This is a genomic window from Alteromonas sp. ABV4_150 (genome assembly GCF_056311745.1).
Map to the genome: position 1 here is coordinate 2,993,919 of NZ_CM149971.1, position 20,385 is coordinate 3,014,303.

The 20,385-nt window shown below is 44.4% G+C and carries 20 protein-coding genes; 15 read left to right on the forward strand and 5 right to left on the reverse strand.

The window, feature by feature from the left end:
* Positions 1-105: 105 nt before the first annotated feature.
* Complete coding sequence (locus tag ACYX4M_RS13010; protein ID WP_476080416.1) at positions 106-1,194, forward strand: 3-deoxy-7-phosphoheptulonate synthase; 1,089 nt, start codon at positions 106-108, stop codon at positions 1,192-1,194.
* A 73-nt stretch (positions 1,195-1,267) separates the two neighbouring features.
* Positions 1,268-2,422, forward strand: coding sequence for a bifunctional chorismate mutase/prephenate dehydrogenase (gene tyrA / locus ACYX4M_RS13015; protein WP_476080417.1), 1,155 nt, complete (start codon positions 1,268-1,270; stop codon positions 2,420-2,422).
* 49 nt (positions 2,423-2,471) lie between these two features.
* On the opposite strand, the gene pheA is transcribed toward tyrA, so the two are convergent.
* The 3 genes from pheA to yciH all read right to left on the reverse strand — a co-directional run bounded on the left by pheA (position 2,472) and on the right by yciH (position 5,154).
* On the reverse strand, positions 2,472-3,653 hold the full coding sequence (gene pheA / locus ACYX4M_RS13020) for a prephenate dehydratase (RefSeq protein ID WP_334057815.1): 1,182 nt from the start codon (positions 3,651-3,653) through the stop codon (positions 2,472-2,474).
* Positions 3,654-3,959: 306 nt separating this feature from the next.
* Positions 3,960-4,760, reverse strand: a complete 801-nt coding sequence (locus ACYX4M_RS13025; RefSeq protein WP_476080418.1) for a response regulator — start codon at positions 4,758-4,760, stop codon at positions 3,960-3,962.
* 61 nt (positions 4,761-4,821) lie between these two features.
* Entirely contained in the window at positions 4,822-5,154 is a 333-nt protein-coding gene (gene yciH, locus ACYX4M_RS13030; RefSeq protein ID WP_334057818.1) for a stress response translation initiation inhibitor YciH, read from the reverse strand.
* A 171-nt stretch (positions 5,155-5,325) separates the two neighbouring features.
* Between yciH and ACYX4M_RS13035 the strand changes: the two genes are divergently transcribed.
* The 8 genes from ACYX4M_RS13035 to ACYX4M_RS13070 all read left to right on the forward strand — a co-directional run bounded on the left by ACYX4M_RS13035 (position 5,326) and on the right by ACYX4M_RS13070 (position 14,118).
* A complete protein-coding gene (locus tag ACYX4M_RS13035; protein ID WP_476080419.1) occupies positions 5,326-5,631 on the forward strand; it encodes an STAS domain-containing protein in 306 nt (101 codons plus the stop codon).
* A 17-nt stretch (positions 5,632-5,648) separates the two neighbouring features.
* On the forward strand, positions 5,649-7,325 hold the full coding sequence (locus ACYX4M_RS13040) for a SpoIIE family protein phosphatase (RefSeq protein ID WP_476080420.1): 1,677 nt from the start codon (positions 5,649-5,651) through the stop codon (positions 7,323-7,325).
* A 156-nt stretch (positions 7,326-7,481) separates the two neighbouring features.
* Positions 7,482-7,925, forward strand: a complete 444-nt coding sequence (locus ACYX4M_RS13045) for a tellurite resistance TerB family protein (RefSeq protein ID WP_476080421.1) — start codon at positions 7,482-7,484, stop codon at positions 7,923-7,925.
* A gap of 163 nt (positions 7,926-8,088) precedes the next feature.
* A complete protein-coding gene (locus tag ACYX4M_RS13050) occupies positions 8,089-10,158 on the forward strand; it encodes a putative bifunctional diguanylate cyclase/phosphodiesterase (RefSeq protein WP_476080422.1) in 2,070 nt (689 codons plus the stop codon).
* A 295-nt stretch (positions 10,159-10,453) separates the two neighbouring features.
* Positions 10,454-10,735: an EF-hand domain-containing protein gene (locus tag ACYX4M_RS13055; RefSeq protein WP_476080423.1), complete on the forward strand. Its 282-nt coding sequence runs from the start codon at positions 10,454-10,456 to the stop codon at positions 10,733-10,735.
* A 62-nt stretch (positions 10,736-10,797) separates the two neighbouring features.
* A complete protein-coding gene (locus tag ACYX4M_RS13060; protein ID WP_476080424.1) occupies positions 10,798-12,195 on the forward strand; it encodes a sensor histidine kinase in 1,398 nt (465 codons plus the stop codon).
* 1 nt (position 12,196) lies between these two features.
* Positions 12,197-12,781 (forward strand): hypothetical protein, encoded by a 585-nt coding sequence (locus ACYX4M_RS13065; protein ID WP_476080425.1) that lies wholly within the window; start codon positions 12,197-12,199, stop codon positions 12,779-12,781.
* Complete coding sequence (locus ACYX4M_RS13070) at positions 12,778-14,118, forward strand: sigma 54-interacting transcriptional regulator (RefSeq protein ID WP_014948857.1); 1,341 nt, start codon at positions 12,778-12,780, stop codon at positions 14,116-14,118. The genes ACYX4M_RS13065 and ACYX4M_RS13070 overlap by 4 nt, the downstream gene beginning before the upstream one ends.
* A gap of 86 nt (positions 14,119-14,204) precedes the next feature.
* Here ACYX4M_RS13070 and ACYX4M_RS13075 read toward each other — a convergent pair whose 3' ends face one another.
* Together ACYX4M_RS13075 and ACYX4M_RS13080 are read right to left on the reverse strand one after the other, a co-directional pair.
* Positions 14,205-14,690, reverse strand: coding sequence for a GAF domain-containing protein (locus ACYX4M_RS13075; RefSeq protein WP_476080426.1), 486 nt, complete (start codon positions 14,688-14,690; stop codon positions 14,205-14,207).
* Between the two features lie 126 nt (positions 14,691-14,816).
* The gene (locus ACYX4M_RS13080; protein WP_476080427.1) at positions 14,817-15,668 is read right to left on the reverse strand and encodes a DUF72 domain-containing protein; all 852 of its coding nucleotides are present in this window, start codon (positions 15,666-15,668) and stop codon (positions 14,817-14,819) included.
* 247 nt (positions 15,669-15,915) lie between these two features.
* Between ACYX4M_RS13080 and aspS the strand changes: the two genes are divergently transcribed.
* From aspS to ruvB, 5 genes are all read left to right on the forward strand, one after another.
* A complete protein-coding gene (gene aspS, locus ACYX4M_RS13085) occupies positions 15,916-17,676 on the forward strand; it encodes an aspartate--tRNA ligase (RefSeq protein WP_476080428.1) in 1,761 nt (586 codons plus the stop codon).
* 3 nt (positions 17,677-17,679) lie between these two features.
* The gene (gene nudB / locus ACYX4M_RS13090; RefSeq protein WP_476080429.1) at positions 17,680-18,120 is read left to right on the forward strand and encodes a dihydroneopterin triphosphate diphosphatase; all 441 of its coding nucleotides are present in this window, start codon (positions 17,680-17,682) and stop codon (positions 18,118-18,120) included.
* On the forward strand, positions 18,120-18,638 hold the full coding sequence (gene ruvC / locus ACYX4M_RS13095) for a crossover junction endodeoxyribonuclease RuvC (protein ID WP_476080430.1): 519 nt from the start codon (positions 18,120-18,122) through the stop codon (positions 18,636-18,638). Before nudB ends, ruvC begins: the two co-directional genes overlap by 1 nt.
* Positions 18,639-18,674: 36 nt before the next feature.
* On the forward strand, positions 18,675-19,295 hold the full coding sequence (gene ruvA, locus ACYX4M_RS13100; protein WP_269916132.1) for a Holliday junction branch migration protein RuvA: 621 nt from the start codon (positions 18,675-18,677) through the stop codon (positions 19,293-19,295).
* A gap of 69 nt (positions 19,296-19,364) precedes the next feature.
* The gene (gene ruvB / locus ACYX4M_RS13105) at positions 19,365-20,369 is read left to right on the forward strand and encodes a Holliday junction branch migration DNA helicase RuvB (protein ID WP_476080431.1); all 1,005 of its coding nucleotides are present in this window, start codon (positions 19,365-19,367) and stop codon (positions 20,367-20,369) included.
* Positions 20,370-20,385: the final 16 nt, after the last annotated feature.

The window sequence follows — 20,385 nt, forward strand, 5'->3', positions numbered from 1 at the left end:
ATAGAAAAAGCTGGTTGTACAATAAAGTTTACATGCAGATTGCACACTCTTTTGGCGTTTAATTTTCCGTTTTTTATTTGTAGTTAAGAGAGTAAGAGAACTCCCATGATCAAGGACACCGTAAATAATGTTCACGTAAGTACAGAAGACGTACTTATTACCCCAGAAGCGCTTAGTGCTGAATTGCCTGTTTCAGACAAAGCGTTAGAGGCTATTTCTGAGTCTAGAAAAATCGTATCTGACATCATTCATCGCCGAGACCATCGACTACTCGTAGTGTGTGGACCATGCTCGATACATGACATTGAAGCAGCTAAAGAATATGCGCTTAAGCTCAAAGAACTTCACGAGTCATGCAAAGACACATTATTTATCGTAATGCGCGTCTACTTTGAAAAGCCGCGTACTACGACTGGTTGGAAAGGTTTAATCAACGACCCTCATATTGACGGTACGTTTGATATTGAAACAGGTCTTCGCAAAGCAAGAGAGCTTTTAATTTGGTTAGCTGAACTAGAGTTACCCGTTGCGACGGAAGCGTTAGATCCTATTAGTCCGCAATACCTTGCTGAGCTATTTAGTTGGGCGGCTATTGGTGCGCGTACTTCTGAATCACAAACTCACCGCGAAATGGCCAGTGGCCTATCTATGCCAGTGGGCTTTAAAAACGGTACAGATGGTAGCCTTGATATTGCAATTAACGCGCTGAAATCAGCGGCGTCAGGTCACCGTTTTATGGGAATTAACAAGCAAGGCCAGGTAAGTATTATCGGCACCAGTGGTAACCCAGACGGCCATATCATTTTGCGCGGCGGTAAGCAGCCAAATTACGACTCGGTATGTGTATCAGAATGCGAAATTGAGCTTCAGGATGCTGGATTGACTGCGGGGCTAGTGGTTGATTGCAGCCATGCAAACTCCTCGAAAGATTACCGCCGTCAGCCGTTGGTTGCGCAGAACGTGGTAAACCAAATTCTAGAAGGTAATCAGTCAATCATTGGCGTAATGTTGGAAAGCCATTTGAAGCCCGGTAACCAGAAAGCGGAAGGTAAAAAGCCTGAAGAATTAGAGTACGGTGTTTCAATTACAGACGGTTGCATCGATTGGGAAACAACAGAGAGCTTGATATCTCAAACCAGAGATAAGTTAATAACTGTGTTACCCTTACGCCAAAATAAGCGCACGGTGGCGTAAATCCAAGTAACGCCAAATGTGGCCAGGTAATGTTGGCCACAAGCCGTGCCATTTGATTCAAGGATAAGACAGAATGGCCGATTTATCGCAGCACTTAAAACAGTTAGATTCGCTGCGTGAAGGTATCGACGAGCTGGATACCCAGCTTGTCGAATTACTCGCAAAACGCAATAAAATTACTACCCAAGTTGGTCAAATAAAGGCCGAAGCTGGCATGCCCGTATATGTGCCAGAGCGTGAAAAAGCGCTGATCGCCTCTCGCCGAGCTCAAGCCGAAGCGCTAGGTGTTTCTCCCGAACTTACTGAAGACCTTTTACGCCGCGTAATGCGAGAGTCTTATCACACGCAAAACAACAAATACCGCTGTGTAAAACCTGACATTGATAACGTTGTTGTTATTGGTGGAGCAGGGGCGCTTGGCCGCGTGTTTGTGAGCTTGTTTGAACGAAGTAATTACAAGGTTTCGGTCGTTGAAAAAGACGATTGGGAAAATGGCAGAGCAACATCATTACTAAGCTGTGCTTCGCTGGTTGTTGTTGCAGTACCTATTAATCTAACAGAAGCTGTGATTAGCAAGCTAACTATGCTGCCAAAAGGCTGTGTGCTAGCAGATATAACCAGTATCAAGGTTAAGCCTCTTGAGGCAATGCTTGCCGTACATAGCGGCCCTGTCGTTGGATTACACCCCATGTTTGGTCCAGACGCACCAGGCATGATTAAGCAGGTAGTGGTAGTGTGCGACGGTCGTGACAGCGACAAGTACAGCTGGCTGGTCGAACAAATGCGAATTTGGGGGGCTACAATTCATGACTCAAGCGCACAAGAGCACGATCAAGCCATGGCGTATATACAGGTCATGCGCCATTTCAACACCTTTGTGTATGGGCAACACTTAAAAGGTGAAGACCCTAACCTAGAATCACTCACTATGTTTAGTTCGCCTATTTATCGGCTAGAGCTGGCAATGGTTGGAAGGCTGTTTGCCCAATCGCCACAACTGTATGCCGATATTATCTTCAATAACCCTGACAACTTTGCGCTACTACGCCGTTTTTACGAGCGTTTTGGTATCGCTTTATCGTTGCTGGAAAATGGAGACAAAAAAGGTTTTGTCGAGCAGTTCATGAAGGTGGGGGCATGGTTTGGGGACTATGCGAAAAAGTGCTTAGTTGATAGCAAACAAATGCTGTTAAAGGCAGATGATGGTCAGCTTCTAAGAGATAAGTAAAATAATCGAGTGAATAAGAAGGCGAGCAATTGAGCTCGCCTTTTTCGTGTTATTCAGTCAGTGCACTTGCCGCGGCTACTTTAGTTGGACTAATTTCTTCGCTTGGGTAACATCCCAGAACTTTGATGTAGCGCGTAATACCACGCAATGCATCAAGGGCATTTTGTACAGGGCCGTCTTCTACATTGCCTTCCACATCAATGTAGAACATTTCTTCCCAAGGATTGCCCGGAATAGGGCGGGACTCTAGCTTCGTCATATTAATGCTGTTTTCTCTTAGCACAAGTAGCGCTTCAACAAGCGCACCTGGCTTTTGAATGGTAGACATGACAAGGGTCGTTTTAGCCGGCACTTGTAAAGGCACTACTACTGGATTACGCGCCACAACGATAAAGCGGCTGTGGTTTTCTTTTTGGTTGGCTAAATTACTCTTAATAGCCATTAAACCGTAAAGGTTGCCGCCAGCTTCGCTTCCAATAGCTGCTACGTCGTCGCGCTGAAGCTCGCTAACCGTCAACATGGCAGAGCTGGTGCTGTCCATGGTTTTGACTTCAACGTTACCGAGTTCTGCTAAGAAGTGGCTGCATTGAGTAAATACCTGAGGGTGTGCATACAGTGTTTTAATCTTATCGATACTGGTATTCGTTCCTACCAATAAAGTATGGCGAATAGGGTGGGTAAGCTCGCCAATAATGCTAAGCTGAGTATGCTGAAGTTGGTCGTACACTTCATTGATACTGCCCGAGGTTGTATTTTCTATAGGCAGAACTGCATAGTCAGCTTCTGTGCTTTCAACTTTATGAACGATTTCAGCAAAGCTTTGGCAACCTATTTCTAGCAACTCGCCTGGTCTACGCGAAAAGTACTTTTGTGTAGCCAAGTATGAATAAGAGCCCTTGTCACCTAAAAATGCCACGCGGTTTAACGGCAGTGTGCTACCCGGGTTAGCACGCTCTGCAAGCATGGCCTGCTGGTTCAAAACAGAATCTTCAATAATGACGTGAAAAATTTGTGTTACATAATGGGGATCTAACCCTATATTTTGCCCCTCTTTGATAAGGCGAACGAGTAACTGTTCTTCGCGCTTTTGATCTCTCACTGGGATGTGATGCTTTATTTTCGTCTCAGCAACTTCGTTGGTTAATTTTCTGCGTTCTGAAAGTAGCTTAAGTAATTCACTGTCTAAGGCGGTAATACGCTTTCTAACAGTATCTAGTGCATTGTCTGACATATCGTTCCCGTGCGAGTCGTATAAAAATATTGCTAAAAAAAAACCTCCCTAGTGGGAGGTTTTCATGCATGTAGCAGCGCCTCCCTAATTAAAGGATGTAAACGCAAAAAAGAAAAATGCTACGTGCTTTATATTCTGTTTCATAACGTTGAATGTATGTTGAAGCCCCATGTGTGTCAACCCATTTTTACAAAATGTATAGTTGTTTTTGATATGAGGGACTTGAAAAAGTACTAAAAATAAGATTGCCGCGAACCGTAGCCTTGTACGAAAAGCGGCGATAACTTAAAAAGGACTTGTCGAATGTTAGTTGCCCAGCAGTGCGGAAAGCATTTGGCGCACTTCGTTTGGCTCGAACGGCTTATCGCACAAAGCGTTTACCCCAGTTTGCTGAATGTTTGCCATGTGGGCGCTATCAGCCGATTCAGATGTCACCATAATAATAGGGATGTGGGTAGTTTCTGGGTTAAATCGAATAAATTCAGACAACTCACGACCGTCCATTTCCGGCATATTGTAGTCTGTCACAACCAAGTCGAAAGCTTGGTCTTTTATCAAAGTAAGAGCTGCGGCTCCATTTTCTGCCTCTTGAATTCGCTGTAGTCCCATTCCTTCGAGTACTCGTCTAATATGATTCCGAGCAAGTTTACTGTCATCAACAAGCAGAACACGAACGTCGTGCACATCAAACAATTCTAGTTCTAACTCATCGTGGTTTATGAGGTCAAGGCTGGCATTTAGCGCTCGAGACAAATGAAGAGGTTCAAAGGGTTTCGGAAGAATAGCGGCAACACCCGCTTGTTTAAACTCTTCTAACTTGCTCAAACGATTTTCACTAGACACAAGCATAAAAGGAATGCTCTTAAATTCATCATCTTCTTTAATGAATTTAAGTAGTTCTAATGCGGTTCCGTCTTCGTAGTACATTGCGCTAACAATTAAGTCAGCGCCATGGGCTTTAACTGCTGAGCGCGCTTCGGCAAGGGTACTGACGGGGTCAATTTCCTTAACGTTTTCTTTCAACAGCAACGTAGTGATAATTTTTCGTTGTGTATCTGAAGGCTCAACCAAAATAATATGTAAATCAGAAATTGACAGCTTTTCCATTTCAGACTCTTTTTGTTATATGTTTATGAAAAAGTGAGAGCGAACCAGTGATCTAGAAACGCTAACCACCAGCAAGCTTTACTTTGTACCCTTTATCTACAAGTAGCGTGCGCAACTTTTCTCTGTCATCGGTTTGAACTTCAATGACACCATCTTTTACAGCGCCGCCGCAGCCACACTTCTTTTTTAACTCCGAGCCCAATTTCTTTAACTCATCGGAAGGAAGATCCAGCCCTTTAATCAAAGATACGCCTTTTCCTTTGCGACCTTTTGTTTCTCGATGAATACGGACTACGCCGTCAGTAGAAACTGAACGTTGCTCAGTTTTTTGCTCAGGCTTTATTTTGCCGCTCTCTGTACTGTAAACTAAAAGAGCGTCTTGCCAATCTTGCATAATTACCTCAAAAAATTCTTTAAAACCATCTTTAATGCATTAGCTATTGCGTAATAATACGAAAGTTTAACTAGGCTTCGATGGCGTTGTGGAAAAGTTCAACTAAGATAAGGATAGCAAAGATAAAAGCATCTATTGAAGCATTTATGGTGACAAATTTAAGGAAAGCAGATGGAAATAATGTCAAGCTATCAGAATCAAGGAAAAGTATTAGTTATCGAAGTAGGTCCCAAATTCGACTTCAGCAAAGTAGAAGACTTTAGAAACGCCTACAGTGAGCTTAATAATGATGTGAGTCATATCACTGTTGACTTGTCTCGTACGGAGTACATGGATAGTTCAGCCTTAGGCATGTTACTAAACATGCAGAAAACGCTCTCTGAACGAATGCTCACTTACAGTATCGAAAATGCCCGACCGCAAGTAGCTAAGATCCTTCAAATATCTCGGTTCGATAAGAAGTTCGACATCAAATAGTCTTTTGGGATCCTCTTTTGAAAATCCTTATTGTTGACGACGAGGCTATCAACCGTACTTTGTTGACTAACATGCTTTATAACGCGGGCTATAAAGAATGCGTGGAAGCGGTCAATGGTATAGAAGCGCTTGATAAGTTTACTAAAGAGCAACCCGATCTCGTTCTGCTTGATGTGGTTATGCCGGGGTTGTCAGGCTTTGATGTGGCGCCCAAAATTCGACAACTTGCAACAGGCCCTTATCTTCCCATTCTTTTTATCACTGCGTTAGAAGACAAAGACAGTTTGGTGCGCTGCCTGGAGGTAGGAGGCAATGACTACGCAACTAAACCTTTCGACCGCCATATCTTGATTGCAAAAATCCGAGCGCATTTGAAAATACGCGCCCTTAGCGAATATGTTGAAGAACAAAACAAAACATTACGACTCTTCAACCAACGAGTTGCCCGTGAGCATGCCATTGTTGAACATATATTCAGTCATGCCATTGTTAATCATCCAGACGTACAAGGTCACTTCGACTATTTTCTAAAGCCCGCAGAAACCTTCAACGGCGACTTGTTTCTCTGTGAAGCAAGCCCAAGTGGAGGAATTTATTTTATTGTGGGTGACTTTACCGGACACGGCCTTGCTTCGGCCATTGGCGCGTTACCCGTTACACGTGCGTTTCAAGAGTTAAGTCAACAGGGCGTATCTGTATCTGAGATTGTTGGTGAGCTAAATCAAATCCTCATCAAGTTTTTGCCTAGTGACATGTTTATGGCAGCTGTTGTTGGTGAGATTAATGCGGGAGGGAATCGCATAACTATATGGCAAGGGGGCATGCCTGCAGTCATCATTCCTGCCGCATCGGATGTGGGGCTGCGTAAATTTACCTCTCGCCATATGGCTTTGGGCATTTTGCAAGAACATGAACTAAACACGGATACTGACACAATTCATTTGGGCCATCATGAACAATTAATTGTATGCAGCGACGGGCTCATAGAAATCGCCAATGACGATGGTGATATGTTGTTGGAAGACGGGCTAGTCGATATAATAAAAGAGCACATGACAAAGAGCCGTTCTATCAATGCTAAATCTTTGTTTAACGCGGCAAAAGCACATTGCGAAACATCGAAATTCCACGATGACGTCACTGTAGTTATATTTACCTCAAAACCAATTAAAATGGCGTTGCATAGGCAAGCAGCGAAGGCATTTCCATCAGTGCATGAAATTGTTCTCGATGCGCCCCACCTAAAGGAGCCCGATGTTCTTCAACGTGTCCTTCAACTAGTAGGACAGTGTGAGGGTATACAAGGTGTCCGTTCTATTCTATATACCGTGTTGTCAGAGCTTTTTAATAACGCACTTGAGCACGGTCTATTGAAACTCGAATCTAGGCTAAAACAAGACAGTGCGGGCTTTCAGCAATATTATGAGAAGCGAGAAGCATCACTAGAACAGTTAAACCATGGCCGAATCATCATAAGAGTAGAATCTTTGCCTGAACGGAATGAAGTGTTGCTCTCGGTTGAAGATAGTGGGCAAGGATTTATGTGGGAAAATAAAACTTATTTAGCTGGAACTCGCTCATCTAATGATGAGTGTTACGGTCGTGGCATCCCCCTTATTAACACACTATGTGAGCGAGTATGGTTTGAAAAAAACGGAAGCAAAGTAACATGCCTATTAAGTACCCAAAGTTAGCAACTTGCCAGTCAGTAGTTTTTTAGCTTTATTACCGATAGTTATCCAATTATTAAGCCTGCTAATCGAAATCTTCTTCCTCTCAGTAAGAATAATCTAAATACTTAGTTTCCTTAGCTGAAAACTATATCACTATAACGTTAAAACCGAGGACTTATGCTGAAATCTTTTCTAAAACTCTTTGAAGAGTCCCACAAAAAAGCAGAACCTACCTATTCAATAGAGCTCGCTATTGCAGCACTGCTTAGCGAACTGGTTAGCGCAGATAATCAGGTGACGGAAACTGAAAAAGAAGAATATGAAAAGCAGCTTAGACATTTGGTAAATGTCGATGATGAGGCAATGGCGCTCTTGTTAAAACGAGGCCACCAAACGGCCGATGATGCAGTCGACCTTGTTCACTTTACTCAAGTTCTTAATAAACATTATTCCGCAGAGGAAAAAGCGAGCGTCATTAAAAGTCTTTGGATCATAGCGTACGCCGATAAGTCGCTAGCGCCATTGGAAGAAAGTACAATTAGACAAATCGCAGATTTGTTATATGTTCCTCACAGCCAGTTCATTAAAACAAAACTTGAAGTCGTTGATGGTGCTAAATAAACAACATTAAATCGACTGAAATGAATACCTTTAAAAATCCATTTTTAATTTTGTTGTCCGTGACATACTATTGCGGTCAAAACAATAAAAAAGTGGCTGTGTTAAGGGAAATGTCAACCTTGCATGTACCGCTTTAATCAAGGTAGTAAGCAAGGACACACTAGTGTTGAAAACATTGAAAGTACCCATTGGATTTGCCGTTGCCTTATCCTCGGCTGTCTTAATCATATCGATCGCTATCGTTAATAAATTAGATAATAGCGAGTCTGTTATAGAGGTAGTGAAAAACAACACCGCCGCTTTAAGTAATTCTCTTGCTCTACAGCTGTCTGTGATGATGGAAAGAAATCCTGGTAACATCACTCTACTCTCTACTCTTTTTCAGCCGATAAAAGAACACGAGTATCTTTTATCGGCAACGCTTTACGATAATAATTATAACGTTATTTCTGCCGTTCAACCCGAGAGAGTACTCGAAACAAGCGACGCTTTAGTACCTAAGTCGCCATACAATATTCCCTTCGGCATAACACAGTACGAGGATGTTATCGTCGCCCATCAAATTGTTGGTAGCAGCCTTTACCCTATGGGGCACGTTGTTATTTATATCGACGCTAGCCGCGTTCAATCAATGAATAGCGCTCGACAGCTCCTGGAGCAATTACCGGTGTTTCTTGCATTGTGGCTATTGTGCACTGGAATATGTATTTTTATTTTATACCGATTGATTTCACCTTTAGCCTCGCTAGGGCGGTTCACACAAGATGTATTTGAAACCAAAGATTACGCGCTGAGAAGCTCGCTAGATGCATCTAATGAAATTGGCAGAATTGCCACCAATATTAATAGTTTACTAGATGCTATTGAAGTCGAGTTACTGGTAAATTTTGAACAAAGACAAACTTTGGTCGATCAGCAAGAGACAATGTCTCGGCTTGCAAATTTTGATAGTTTGACAGGGTTACCTAACAGGCAGTTTGTTCTTGATAATCTAAGACTGGAATTAGCCAGAGCAAAGAGAAACGACGAAGATTTATTACTGCTGTTTTTTGATCTTGATGGCTTTAAAGGGATAAATGATTCGCTAGGGCATGAGACCGGCGATCTTATCTTGATAGAAGTCGCAGATAGGGTGCAATGTTTACTTAGAGACGGTGACTTGTTTGCCCGCTTAGGGGGCGATGAGTTTTTAGTACTCCCAGATAGAGATGCGACAGCAGATCAAGCGAAGAGTTTAGCAACGCGATTAATCACAGCCTTCGATGAGCCATTTGAGCTTAGAGGACTTTCACTTACTGTAGGACTGAGCGTTGGCGTAGCAACAGCTTCAGATGCCGGTTATGATTTAAGTGAACTCATGAGTAATGCAGACTTGGCCATGTACCGCTCAAAGGCGAGAGGAAGGGGAAGTTATACTCTATTTACGCCAGATATGGTGGAATCTCACAAACGTAAACTTCATTTGGCTAACGGCATAGAGCAAGGGATAGTGAATGATGAATTTGTTGTTTATTACCAAGTAAAGGTCAACAACGACGGCAACGTAATTGGCGCTGAAGCATTGATTCGTTGGCAGCATCCTGAGTTTGGCCTTGTTATGCCAAATGAGTTTATTCCAATTGCGGAGCAAGGCGGGAAGATCACGGCTATAACACGATGGGTCATTAATCGTGTGTGTATGGATATGCCCGACCTCAAACGCTGGGCTACAGGCGCGTTCAGGGCCTCTATTAATTTATCTGGCCATGATTTGAGAAGTAATCAACTGTTTGATCATATCTACAACACCTTTATGCTTAATGACGTAAACCCAGAAAATATTGAATTTGAAGTTACCGAAAGCGCCTACCTTGAAAACTTCTCACTCTCCAATAAGTTTTTCAGACGCATAAGCAATATGGGGTGTGCGATTGCGCTTGATGACTTTGGTACGGGTTATTCGTCTTTAAGCTATCTCACTCAAATTAATATAGACACCCTTAAAGTCGACAGACAGTTTGTAACGGAAATCCAATCTTCAGTACGCAGCCGACTAGTGACAGGGGCTATCATTGACTTGGCAAAACGCCTATCACTTTCTGTTTGCGCGGAAGGGATAGAAAACCTTGAACAATGGCACTATCTGATAGAGCACGGTTGTGACAATGTTCAGGGGTTTATGTTCAGCAAACCTATTCCTATCAATGATCTCATTACTTCCCCTTGCCAATATAAGGCGGAACAGTTCGCTTGATGCTAACAATCATATGTCGGCATTGATGCCGACATATGTTCACGCTCAGTGTTTCTTTATTGCAACACCTATCCTTTGGCTATAGGCTATAAGCTTATAGGAGGGTTATTAAGTTCTTGTTTTAAAATATAATGTTTGTCTTGGTCTGAAAATAGCATTATAGGTTTGAATGCATTAAATATAGTGGTTAATTGAAGACCAATGGTAACATCCATATGACCGATTGCTGTTAATCGACGAAGATTAGCAATTGTCGAATTAAGAAGGAATTTAAAAAGCGTTTAGTGGAGGATTCATGATGAAACGTCTCGAAAAAGTTTTCTTAGCAATTTGTGCCGTTGCGGCGGTACAGGCCATTTCAGTCGCCGATGCGCATGCTACACCAGCGCGTTCGCTGATGCAGAAATTAGACGTAAATAAAGATGGTCTTATTTCACTTAAGGAAGCAGTTAGACATACAGGGCTACTGCGTAACTTCGGACTTATTGACGACAACGAAGACGGCAAACTTTCTGAAGCAGAAATGGCAAAGAGCAAGCTGACGCCTGGAAATGAAAATCTCACCGCAAGTGAGTAGATATTAATATCAATAGCAATGAGGGTAAGGTTCTGATAAACAAGATATCGTTTGGTGAACGCTTGGTACAACTTGGTTCACTAAGGCAGTTAACGTTAGGAAGTTTTGTACTTGCCCTTATTCCTCTTATTGCGCTTCTTTGGCAAAGTCAAAGTGACTTAGCCAAGGTGGGTCAAATGACCACCCTCGAAACGCGCTTTGTGGTTGATGTTGTTAGTGACATGCAGCGACTTGATAATGCGGTAATTGATGTGGAGCGAAGCATTAGGCAGTTTGCCGTTTTGCGTAACGATAGGGTTGCGCAACTTTCTGACAATGCAATAGATCAATTTGCTGTAGCGGCAGATAACTTATGCCAGGCGCTTTCGGTGCCTGCAACTTGTTCTCGCTTATCTGAGCAACTCAATCAACTTGCGGAATATCGTGCCATTGAAGACCAACTTCTGCTCAACGCGTATTTAGCGTCGGTGGGAGAGAGTGTAGAACAATTACGGGACGATGTAGAATCGGCTATTACAGAGCGGGTCAAAGTACAACAAGACGACCTTAACGCCATGCAGGCAAAACAAGCATGGTCAACTGCAATGCTGGTTAGCGTTTCGTTACTTCTTATCTTGCTGGGAAGCCAGCTGATCGTAAATCCTGTCAATAACCTCAAAAAAATTATTCGGATCATGGCGCACAGTGATGGTGAGCTTCCTCCGTTGTCTAAGCAGGCACCGAGAGAGCTGATTGATGTGGAGAAGGATTTGCACTGGCTTTACGATCGTCTACAGCAGCTAGAGCACATCAGAACAGCTTTACTGCGGCATGCAGCACACGAACTAAAAACACCCTTAGCCAGCATTAAAGAAGGCTGTAGTTTGTTGTCTGAAAATGTTGTTGGCGAATTAAATAATGGTCAACGTGAAGTTCTTTCACTACTCACCGCGAGTACTCAGCGTCTCAATATTTTGGTTGAAAAGCTACTCGACTACAATCTGCTATTACAGCAAGCACAGCCTAAAATAATCGAAAGCAATGCTAATGAGTTAGTCACCGCCTGTTTAGAAGATTATGCCCTTGCTATTCAAGATAGAGAGGTAGATGTCAATATTTCCTCGTCTTTAGTACATGTAGACGAGGAGCTGTTCAGAAGAATACTTGACAATTTAGTGTCCAATGCCGTTGCGCATGGTGCGGTTGGAAGACCGATAAATATTAACCTTTATACCGAAAGTGATAATCTTGTACTGGACGTCGCCAACAGAGGAAAACGCATAGCGCCGGAATCAGTACACACGCTGTTTGAACCTTTTATCCGCGGGACCGAGCCAAGAAACGACAATGTTATCGGAACGGGGTTAGGATTATCAATTGTTGCCGATTGCGCTCGACTAATGCATGGTGATGTAAAAGTGGTAGATGTAGACTATGCCGATGTTTGCTTTAGAGTGACCATTCCGCAACAGGAAAAATAAAATGAGAATAAGTGGTTTAATTGTTGCCTTACTGGTACTGACAGGATGTCAGAGTTTAACCAGAAACAGCAGCAACACGGGTGAGCCCGAAGAAGTGACACCCGTAACAAAAATAGAACGTGGTATCTGTTTGTTTGACGAGCCGCCTCAAGATTTCAAATACAACTGTGATGCGGCTTATTGGCTTAATACGTGGATTGCTGCAGCCAACCAACCTTGGATGGAGCGTAAGCAGGCTTTAAAAGCATTAGGGGGCTCAGCGTTTGATACCATCCATGCTTATATCTTAACACTGCCCACTGACACCCCTTATCAAGATAGGTTGCGCGCACAACTAGCATTAAATGATATCGCGGGCGCATTCACGGTAGAAGCACATGAAGTAGTTAATGTTATTGCAGCTTCGCAAAACAACCAGATAATGGAGCTTGAGTCTGCAATGGTTGTGTTGGAACAAGAAAATACATCTCGTGGAGAGAAAGTTAAGGCACTAGAGCAAGAAGCCGTTAATCTGCGTAAAAAATTAGAAGAACTGTTGCAAATAGAAGCAACACTGATGGACAAAAACAGGAGTACACAACAGTGAGCGAGAAGGCGAGTAGTAACCCTAACTTATTGTTGGTTGATGATGATAAAAGCTTATTGCGCTTATTAACCATTCGTCTGGAAGGCGAAGGTTATGAGGTGACCGCAGTGGAAGACGGTCAATCGGCGTTAAGAAAGCTTCAAAACGACAACTACGATGTAGTATTAAGTGACTTGCGTATGCCGGGCTTAGATGGTCTGAGTTTGTTTGAAGAAATTATGGGAATTAGAAAAGATATTCCTGTAATTCTGATGACGGCTCACGGCACCATCGCTGATGCGGTAGCAGCCACTCAGCGTGGTGTATTTGGTTTTTTGCCTAAACCTGTCGATCACGACGAATTACGCGCGCTGCTGCAAAAAGCACTTAGCCAGTCTCAAGCTGCACAGCCTGGGGATTGGGCAAAGGACATCATCACCCGTTCCCCAGAAATGCTAAATGTACTAGACCAGGCGTTCCGCATAGCTCAGCGCGAGGTGTCTGTACTTATTAGCGGTGCGAGCGGTACAGGTAAAGAGCTGCTTGCTAACGCCATTCATAAAGCCAGTAACCGCAGCGACAAGCCATTTGTAGCTATTAACTGTGGGGCATTGCCTGAAAACTTACTTGAGTCGGAGCTATTTGGTCATGCTAAAGGGGCGTTTACCGGTGCTGTAGCCGCTCACCCAGGTCTGTTTAGAGAAGCCGACGGTGGTACTTTGTTCTTGGATGAGATTGGCGATATGCCGATGACGCTGCAGGTAAAACTACTGCGTGCATTACAAGAGCGCCAAATTCGTCCAGTAGGTAGCAGCAAGCACGTCGACATCGATGTGCGTATTATTTCTGCAACGCACAAAGACTTGCATAAAGAAATGGAAGAAGGCACCTTCCGTGAAGATTTATATTACCGCCTAAACGTGGTGAACCTAAAACTTCCGTCGCTGAAATCGCGAAGTGAAGATATTCCACTTTTGGCTCGCTCGCTGCTGCAGCAAAGCGCGCAGCGTCATGGCGTGAATGTAAGCCAATTTTCTGATGACGCTATGCAACAGCTGGTAACCTCATCTTGGCCAGGTAACGTGCGCCAGCTTGTGAATGTGGTCGAGCAGTGTGTTGCGTTAACGCAAACGCCTGTGATTCCGCTTCACTTAGTAGAGCAGGCCTTGTCTGCTACTAAACAAAGCTGGCCAACGCTTACAGAGGCTAGAGACGCGTTTGAACAGCAATACTTGCACAAGCTGCTTAAAATGACCGACGGCAACGTAACGCGCGCTGCGGAGCTTGCTGGTAGAAATAGAACTGATATGCACAAGCTTATGAAAAAGCACGAGTTAGACGCAGCTGATTTCAGATAGCCATAGTTGAGTTGAGAGAGTTGTTAAACGCATCACTTTTTAGTGATGCGTTTTTGTTTTGCGATACGAAAAGCGTAGGGCTGGGGTTATGCTGGAAGGTGTTCTGAAAAAATAATGGCTTCAACTGTGCGGGCGTGGTTTTTTAAGCTTTCTATCTCAGGTACCGTAAAGTCACGTGGTTCATCAAACAGTAGGCATAACGTGCCCAATTCATAGCCATCTTTGTTGCGTAAGATAGCACCAGCGTAAGCTCTAATAAAAGGGTTGCCAGTTACCAGCGGATTATTAGCAAATAGCTTATCCGCTTTAGCGTCGGGAACAATCAAGTACTCTTCTTCGGCTATCGCGTAGGTGCAAAAGGAAATATTACGCGGTGTCTCTGCAGCATCCATACACTGGCGAGACTTAAACCATTGACGATCTTCTGCAACGAGGCTTACTAAGCAGGTTTTAGCATTAAACTCTTCTTGTACAGCTTTGGTAAGTTCGTCAAGTTGTTCGCTTGGGGAAGTATCTAAAATATCTAACGATTCAAGCGCAGCAATACGCGCTTTCTCATATTCATGGTTCATTGAGGTTATTTCACGGTAAATAATGGTGTAGTACCAAAATAGATAAGAGCAATAGTTTACCGCTAAATTAGAAAAACGCTATCTATTAAAACTAAACTTAATCGATTAACCGCTAATGGCGACTGATTAAAACAGGGCGCTCTGCTCTGGCTGGCTTTTGATAGACAGGTTTTCTAGCTTGAGTAATGGGTTATCGTTGTTATACAAATCAATAAACTGCTGCGCTAACCTGGGAGCATCTTTGTTGTCTGGGCGGTGACAAAAAAAGTACACGTCTTTTCCTTCACTTTGCCAAATCTTCACTTTTTTCACCCAAGGTAACAAACAGCGGTCGTTGTCGTCATCCACATCGTTCCCGACAAAACGCACAATGGGAGTATGGCCAGTAGCGATAACGTTTACCGGTACACGGGGCTTTTTCTCTCGCACTTCCTCTAGTATTGCTCGCCTATTTGTTCCCCCTGCATCTAAAGACCCAGTAAATAGCGCTCGGGTGTCCATAATGATTCTATTTGCACCGTGTCGAATTAAAAGTTGGTTAAGTGCCTTTTCTGCATCACCTTTCGCGAAAAACGCTAAGTGTCGCACTTCAACCGCTACGTTTATTTCTTGCGGCAGTGCGGCTAAAAATGTATCCAGAACGGAAAGCTTTTCTGGCCCGAAAGAAGCGGGCAATTGCAGCATCATGACGCCTAGCTTTTCTGTTAGCGGGCTTAACAAAGCAAGCTGTTGGGCAACCTCTTCATCACAATGCTGTAATTGATGTACATGAGTAATGTTCTGGTGAAACTTGAAAGTAAATCTGAAGTGGTCGGGTACTGAATCGCACCATCTCGCTACAGCGCCTTGGTGGGGAAGAGAGTAAAATGTGGTATTCCCTTCAACCGTATTACACTCCTTGGCATACAGCGACAATCCATTATCAGACTTGGGATAATTAGCAAACCACGTGCTTGGCCAATGGCTGTGTTGCCACATTGGCAATCCAATATAGAGATTTCCTTGTGATATGGCTGATTTGTGCATATTTGTCATTGGGCTTTATCAAGCATTTGTTTATACTATGCGGCCTTTAAATCATTACATTATGCATGTTGTGGGCGGGCCAGTTTATTGGCCAGCAAGTTTACGCGATTTTTGGCAAAGTCTTAAGCCCAAAAGTAAGGGGTTTTGAACGCCAATTCACTGCATGCGAAGCAAGAAAAAACATCAGAGGTCAAGGACCATGCGCACAGATTACTGTGGGAATATCGATTCATCATACATTGGACAAGAAGTTACCCTTTGCGGGTGGGTTAATAAGCGTCGCGATTTAGGCGGTGTAATTTTCATCGACTTACGCGACCGCGAAGGTATCGTACAAGTGGTGTTCGACCCAGATTTACCAGACGTGCTATCGGTAGCTAACACGTTGCGTAGCGAATTCTGCGTAAAGCTAACAGGTAAAGTGCGTGCGCGCCCTGAAGGTCAAGTAAATAAAGACATGCGCACTGGCGAGATTGAGATCCTAGGCACAGGCCTTGAAGTGATCAACAAATCTGACGTGCTTCCACTGGACTGGAATCAAGAAAACTCAGAAGAACAGCGCCTTCGTTACCGTTACCTAGACCTTCGCCGTCCTGTAATGAGCCAACGCTTACAATTCCGTGCAAAGGTAACCGGTGCTGTACGTCGCTTCCTAGAAGAAGAAGGTTTCCTTGATATTGAAACACCTATTCTTACTAAGGCAACGCCAGAAGGTGCACGTGACTACCTAGTGCCAAGCCGCACACACAAAGGTGAGTTCTTTGCACTTCCGCAATCGCCACAGCTTTTCAAACAGCTTCTGATGATGTCGGGCATGGATCGTTACTATCAAATTGTTAAGTGCTTCCGCGACGAAGACTTACGTGCCGACCGTCAGCCAGAATTTACTCAAATCGATATTGAGACCACGTTCTTAGATGCCGATGGCGTAATGTCTATTACCGAGCGCATGATCCGCGACTTGTTCAACAAAATGCTTAATGTTGATCTTGGCGACTTCCCGCGTATGACTTATGCAGAAGCGATGAAGCGCTTTGGTAGCGACAAGCCCGACTTGCGCAACCCGCTAGAGTTAACAGACGTTGCAGACTTGCTTGCTAACGTTGACTTTAAAGTATTCAGCGGCCCAGCCAACGACCCGAAAGGTCGCGTTGCGGCTATTCGCGTACCGGGCGGTGCGTCACTTTCGCGCAAGCAAATTGACGAATACACCAAGTTCGTAGGTATTTACGGCGCGAAAGGCCTAGCATGGATTAAAGTTAACGATGCTGGCGCTGGTCTTGAAGGCCTACAGTCGCCAATCCTTAAATTCCTAACGGAAGACATTACTAACGCAATCATTGAGCGCTCTGGCGCACAAAGTGGCGATATTCTATTGTTCGGTGCTGACAGCTACACTGTGGTTACCGAAGCGATGGGCGCACTTCGTCTGAAGCTTGGTGAAGACTTTGAGCTTCTTGAAGGCGAGTGGAAGCCACTTTGGGTTGTTGACTTCCCAATGTTTGAAGAGTTCGACGGTCAGCTTCACGCTATCCATCACCCGTTTACTGCACCACGTGGTCTAACGCCAGAAGAACTTAAAGCTAACCCAGCTGAAGCCTTATCTGATGCATACGACATGGTATTGAACGGTGTTGAGTTAGGTGGCGGTTCTGTACGTATTCACAATGAAGACATGCAGTCTACAGTATTCAACATTCTTGGCATTGACGATGAAGAAGCGAAGAACAAATTCGGCTTCTTGCTTGATGCACTTCGCTTTGGTGCGCCACCGCATGCAGGTCTTGCGTTTGGTCTAGACCGTTTGGTAATGCTAATGACGGGCGCAACCTCTATTCGCGATGTAATGGCGTTCCCGAAAACGACCACAGCGGCATGCCCGTTAACATCGGCGCCTAGCCCTGCAAACCCACAGCAGCTTGAAGAGCTAGCTATTGCAACGGTGAAAAAGCAATCGTAATTTATGGCGTATAAGAAGCCTGAATCTGCACTGGTAGTGTTGTATGACCAACACTACCGAGTGCTGCTTTTACAACGACAAGACGACCCCACCTTTTGGCAGTCGGTAACCGGCGCGTTAGAAGAGGGGGAGTTACCCTTAGAAACGGCATATCGTGAAGTGTGTGAAGAAATTGGCATTGATGCCAGAGCACACGGATTTGTTGTTAACGATCACGGTAAGCAAAACAAATATGTTATTCGTAGCCGCTGGCTACACCGTTATCCCCCAGGTACTGTGCACAACACAGAGCACGTATTTTCCCTCCAAATAAACAGCGATTTACCTATTGTCTTAACAGAGCACTTACAGTACGAGTGGGTGTCGAAAGACGAAGCACTCGCGCGTTTATGGTCTCCTTCGAATAAAGAAGCGGTATCTTTGTTTGTACCGAGTGTGCCTTAATGGTTATACTGGGTATAGATCCAGGTTCTCGGATCACAGGCTACGGTTTAATTGCACGCAAGCAAGGTAAACTGGTGTATGTAGCAAGCGGATGCATTCGCGTTGGTACGGCAGATTTGCCTTCTCGTCTTGCTAATATCTTTACCGGGGTTGGCGATATTATTCGTCAATATAAGCCTGAACAGTTTGCTATTGAGCAAGTATTCATGGCGAAAAACCCTGATTCAGCGTTAAAGCTTGGTCAAGCGAGAGGTGCAGCTATCGTTGCAGCCACTCAAGCGCAGCTTCCAGTAGCTGAATACAGTGCAAGGCAAATTAAGCAGTCGGTAGTTGGAAAAGGTGGTGCAGATAAAACGCAAGTTCAGCACATGGTAAAACACCTGCTGAATTTAAGCGGCACGCCACAGGCCGATGCTGCCGATGCATTAGCCGTTGCCTTGTGTCATGCACACACCGAACAGAGCCTGATAAACATGGCAGGGCAAGCCCGAAAAACCGTTCGTGGTCGTTTGCGCTAGTACTGCTTAAAGCTCACGCTTTTACAGAGATAATTCATGATTGGACGAATTCGCGGTACGTTGGCTGAGAAACAGCCTCCAGAAATTCTTGTAGATGTAGCCGGCGTTGGCTACGAAATTCACATGCCTATGACCAGTTTCTACCAGCTTCCCGCGGTGGGTGAAGAAGTGGTGGTGTACACACACTTCGTGGTTCGTGAAGACGCCCAGTTGCTGTTTGGTTTTGCTGATAAAATGGAAAGAGGCTTATTTCGCGAGTTAATAAAAGCGAACGGTGTAGGCCCTAAACTGGGCTTAGCTATTTTATCAGGTATGTCGGCTGGGCAGTTTTTGGCAAGTGTGCAAAATGAAGACGTTTCAGCATTAGTAAGTTTACCGGGCATTGGTAAGAAAACTGCCGAACGTTTAGTGGTCGAACTTAAAGACAGGCTCGCTAAGTTTGGTAAAGCGCAAAGCATTGTGATGCCACCGCCTAGCAGTGACCTGTTATCGAATAACACAATTGTTGAAGTAAACGACGCCCGTGAAGAGGCACAAAGCGCACTTATCGCATTAGGCTATAAGCCAGCACAGGCCAGTAAGCTGGTTGAAAGTGTATACACTGAAGGTATGGAAAGCGAAGCGGTAATTCGCGATGCCTTAAAAGCCGCTATATAATAGCCCGTAGTGAAGGCAGCGATAATGTCGTTATGCTGTCTTCGTGTTATTCCCTAAAGTAGAACTATCATGATTGAAGCAGACAGACTGATTACGCCTGACGCCAGTACCGAAGACGAGGTGATTGACCGTGCCATTCGCCCTAAAATGTTGGAAGACTACACAGGGCAGCCTCACGTTTGTGAGCAAATGGAAATATTTATTCAGGCGGCACGTAATCGCGATGATGCGCTCGACCATCTACTTATCTTTGGCCCGCCTGGTTTAGGTAAAACAACCTTGGCGAATATTGTGGCTAACGAGATGGGCGTAAACATCAAAACCACGTCAGGGCCTGTGCTAGAGAAAGCTGGTGATCTTGCCGCGCTGCTTACCAACCTAGAGCGCAATGATGTATTGTTCATTGATGAAATACACAGGTTAAGCCCAGTAGTGGAAGAAATCCTTTATCCAGCAATGGAAGACTACCAGCTTGATATTATGATAGGTGAGGGGCCTGCCGCCCGTTCAATTAAGCTAGACCTTCCTCCTTTTACGCTTGTAGGCGCTACCACCCGTGCAGGCTCGCTAACGTCGCCATTACGAGACCGTTTCGGTATTGTTCAACGATTAGAGTTTTACAACGTAAAAGACCTTACCAGTATTGTGGCAAGAAGTGCGAGCTATCTGAATTTAGACATGAACGAGGAAGGTGCGCAAGAAGTGGCTCGTCGTTCGCGGGGCACACCGCGTATTGCAAATCGTTTGTTACGCCGTGTTCGAGACTACGCAGAAATTAAAGCAGACGGCACGGTGGGGGCCGATACGGCAGCGAAGGCACTGGATATGCTTGACGTTGATAAAGAAGGTTTCGATTACATGGATCGTAAATTGCTTACAGCTATTATCGAAAAGTTTGATGGTGGGCCAGTAGGCTTAGACAATTTGGCAGCAGCCATTGGTGAAGAAAAAGAAACCATAGAAGACGTGATTGAACCCTTCCTTATTCAGCAGGGCTTTTTGCAGCGTACGCCTCGAGGCCGTATTGTGTCGCAACGCGCTTATCTTCATTTTGGCTTCGCTCCGTCTGAATAATTTACCGTCCCTTTGT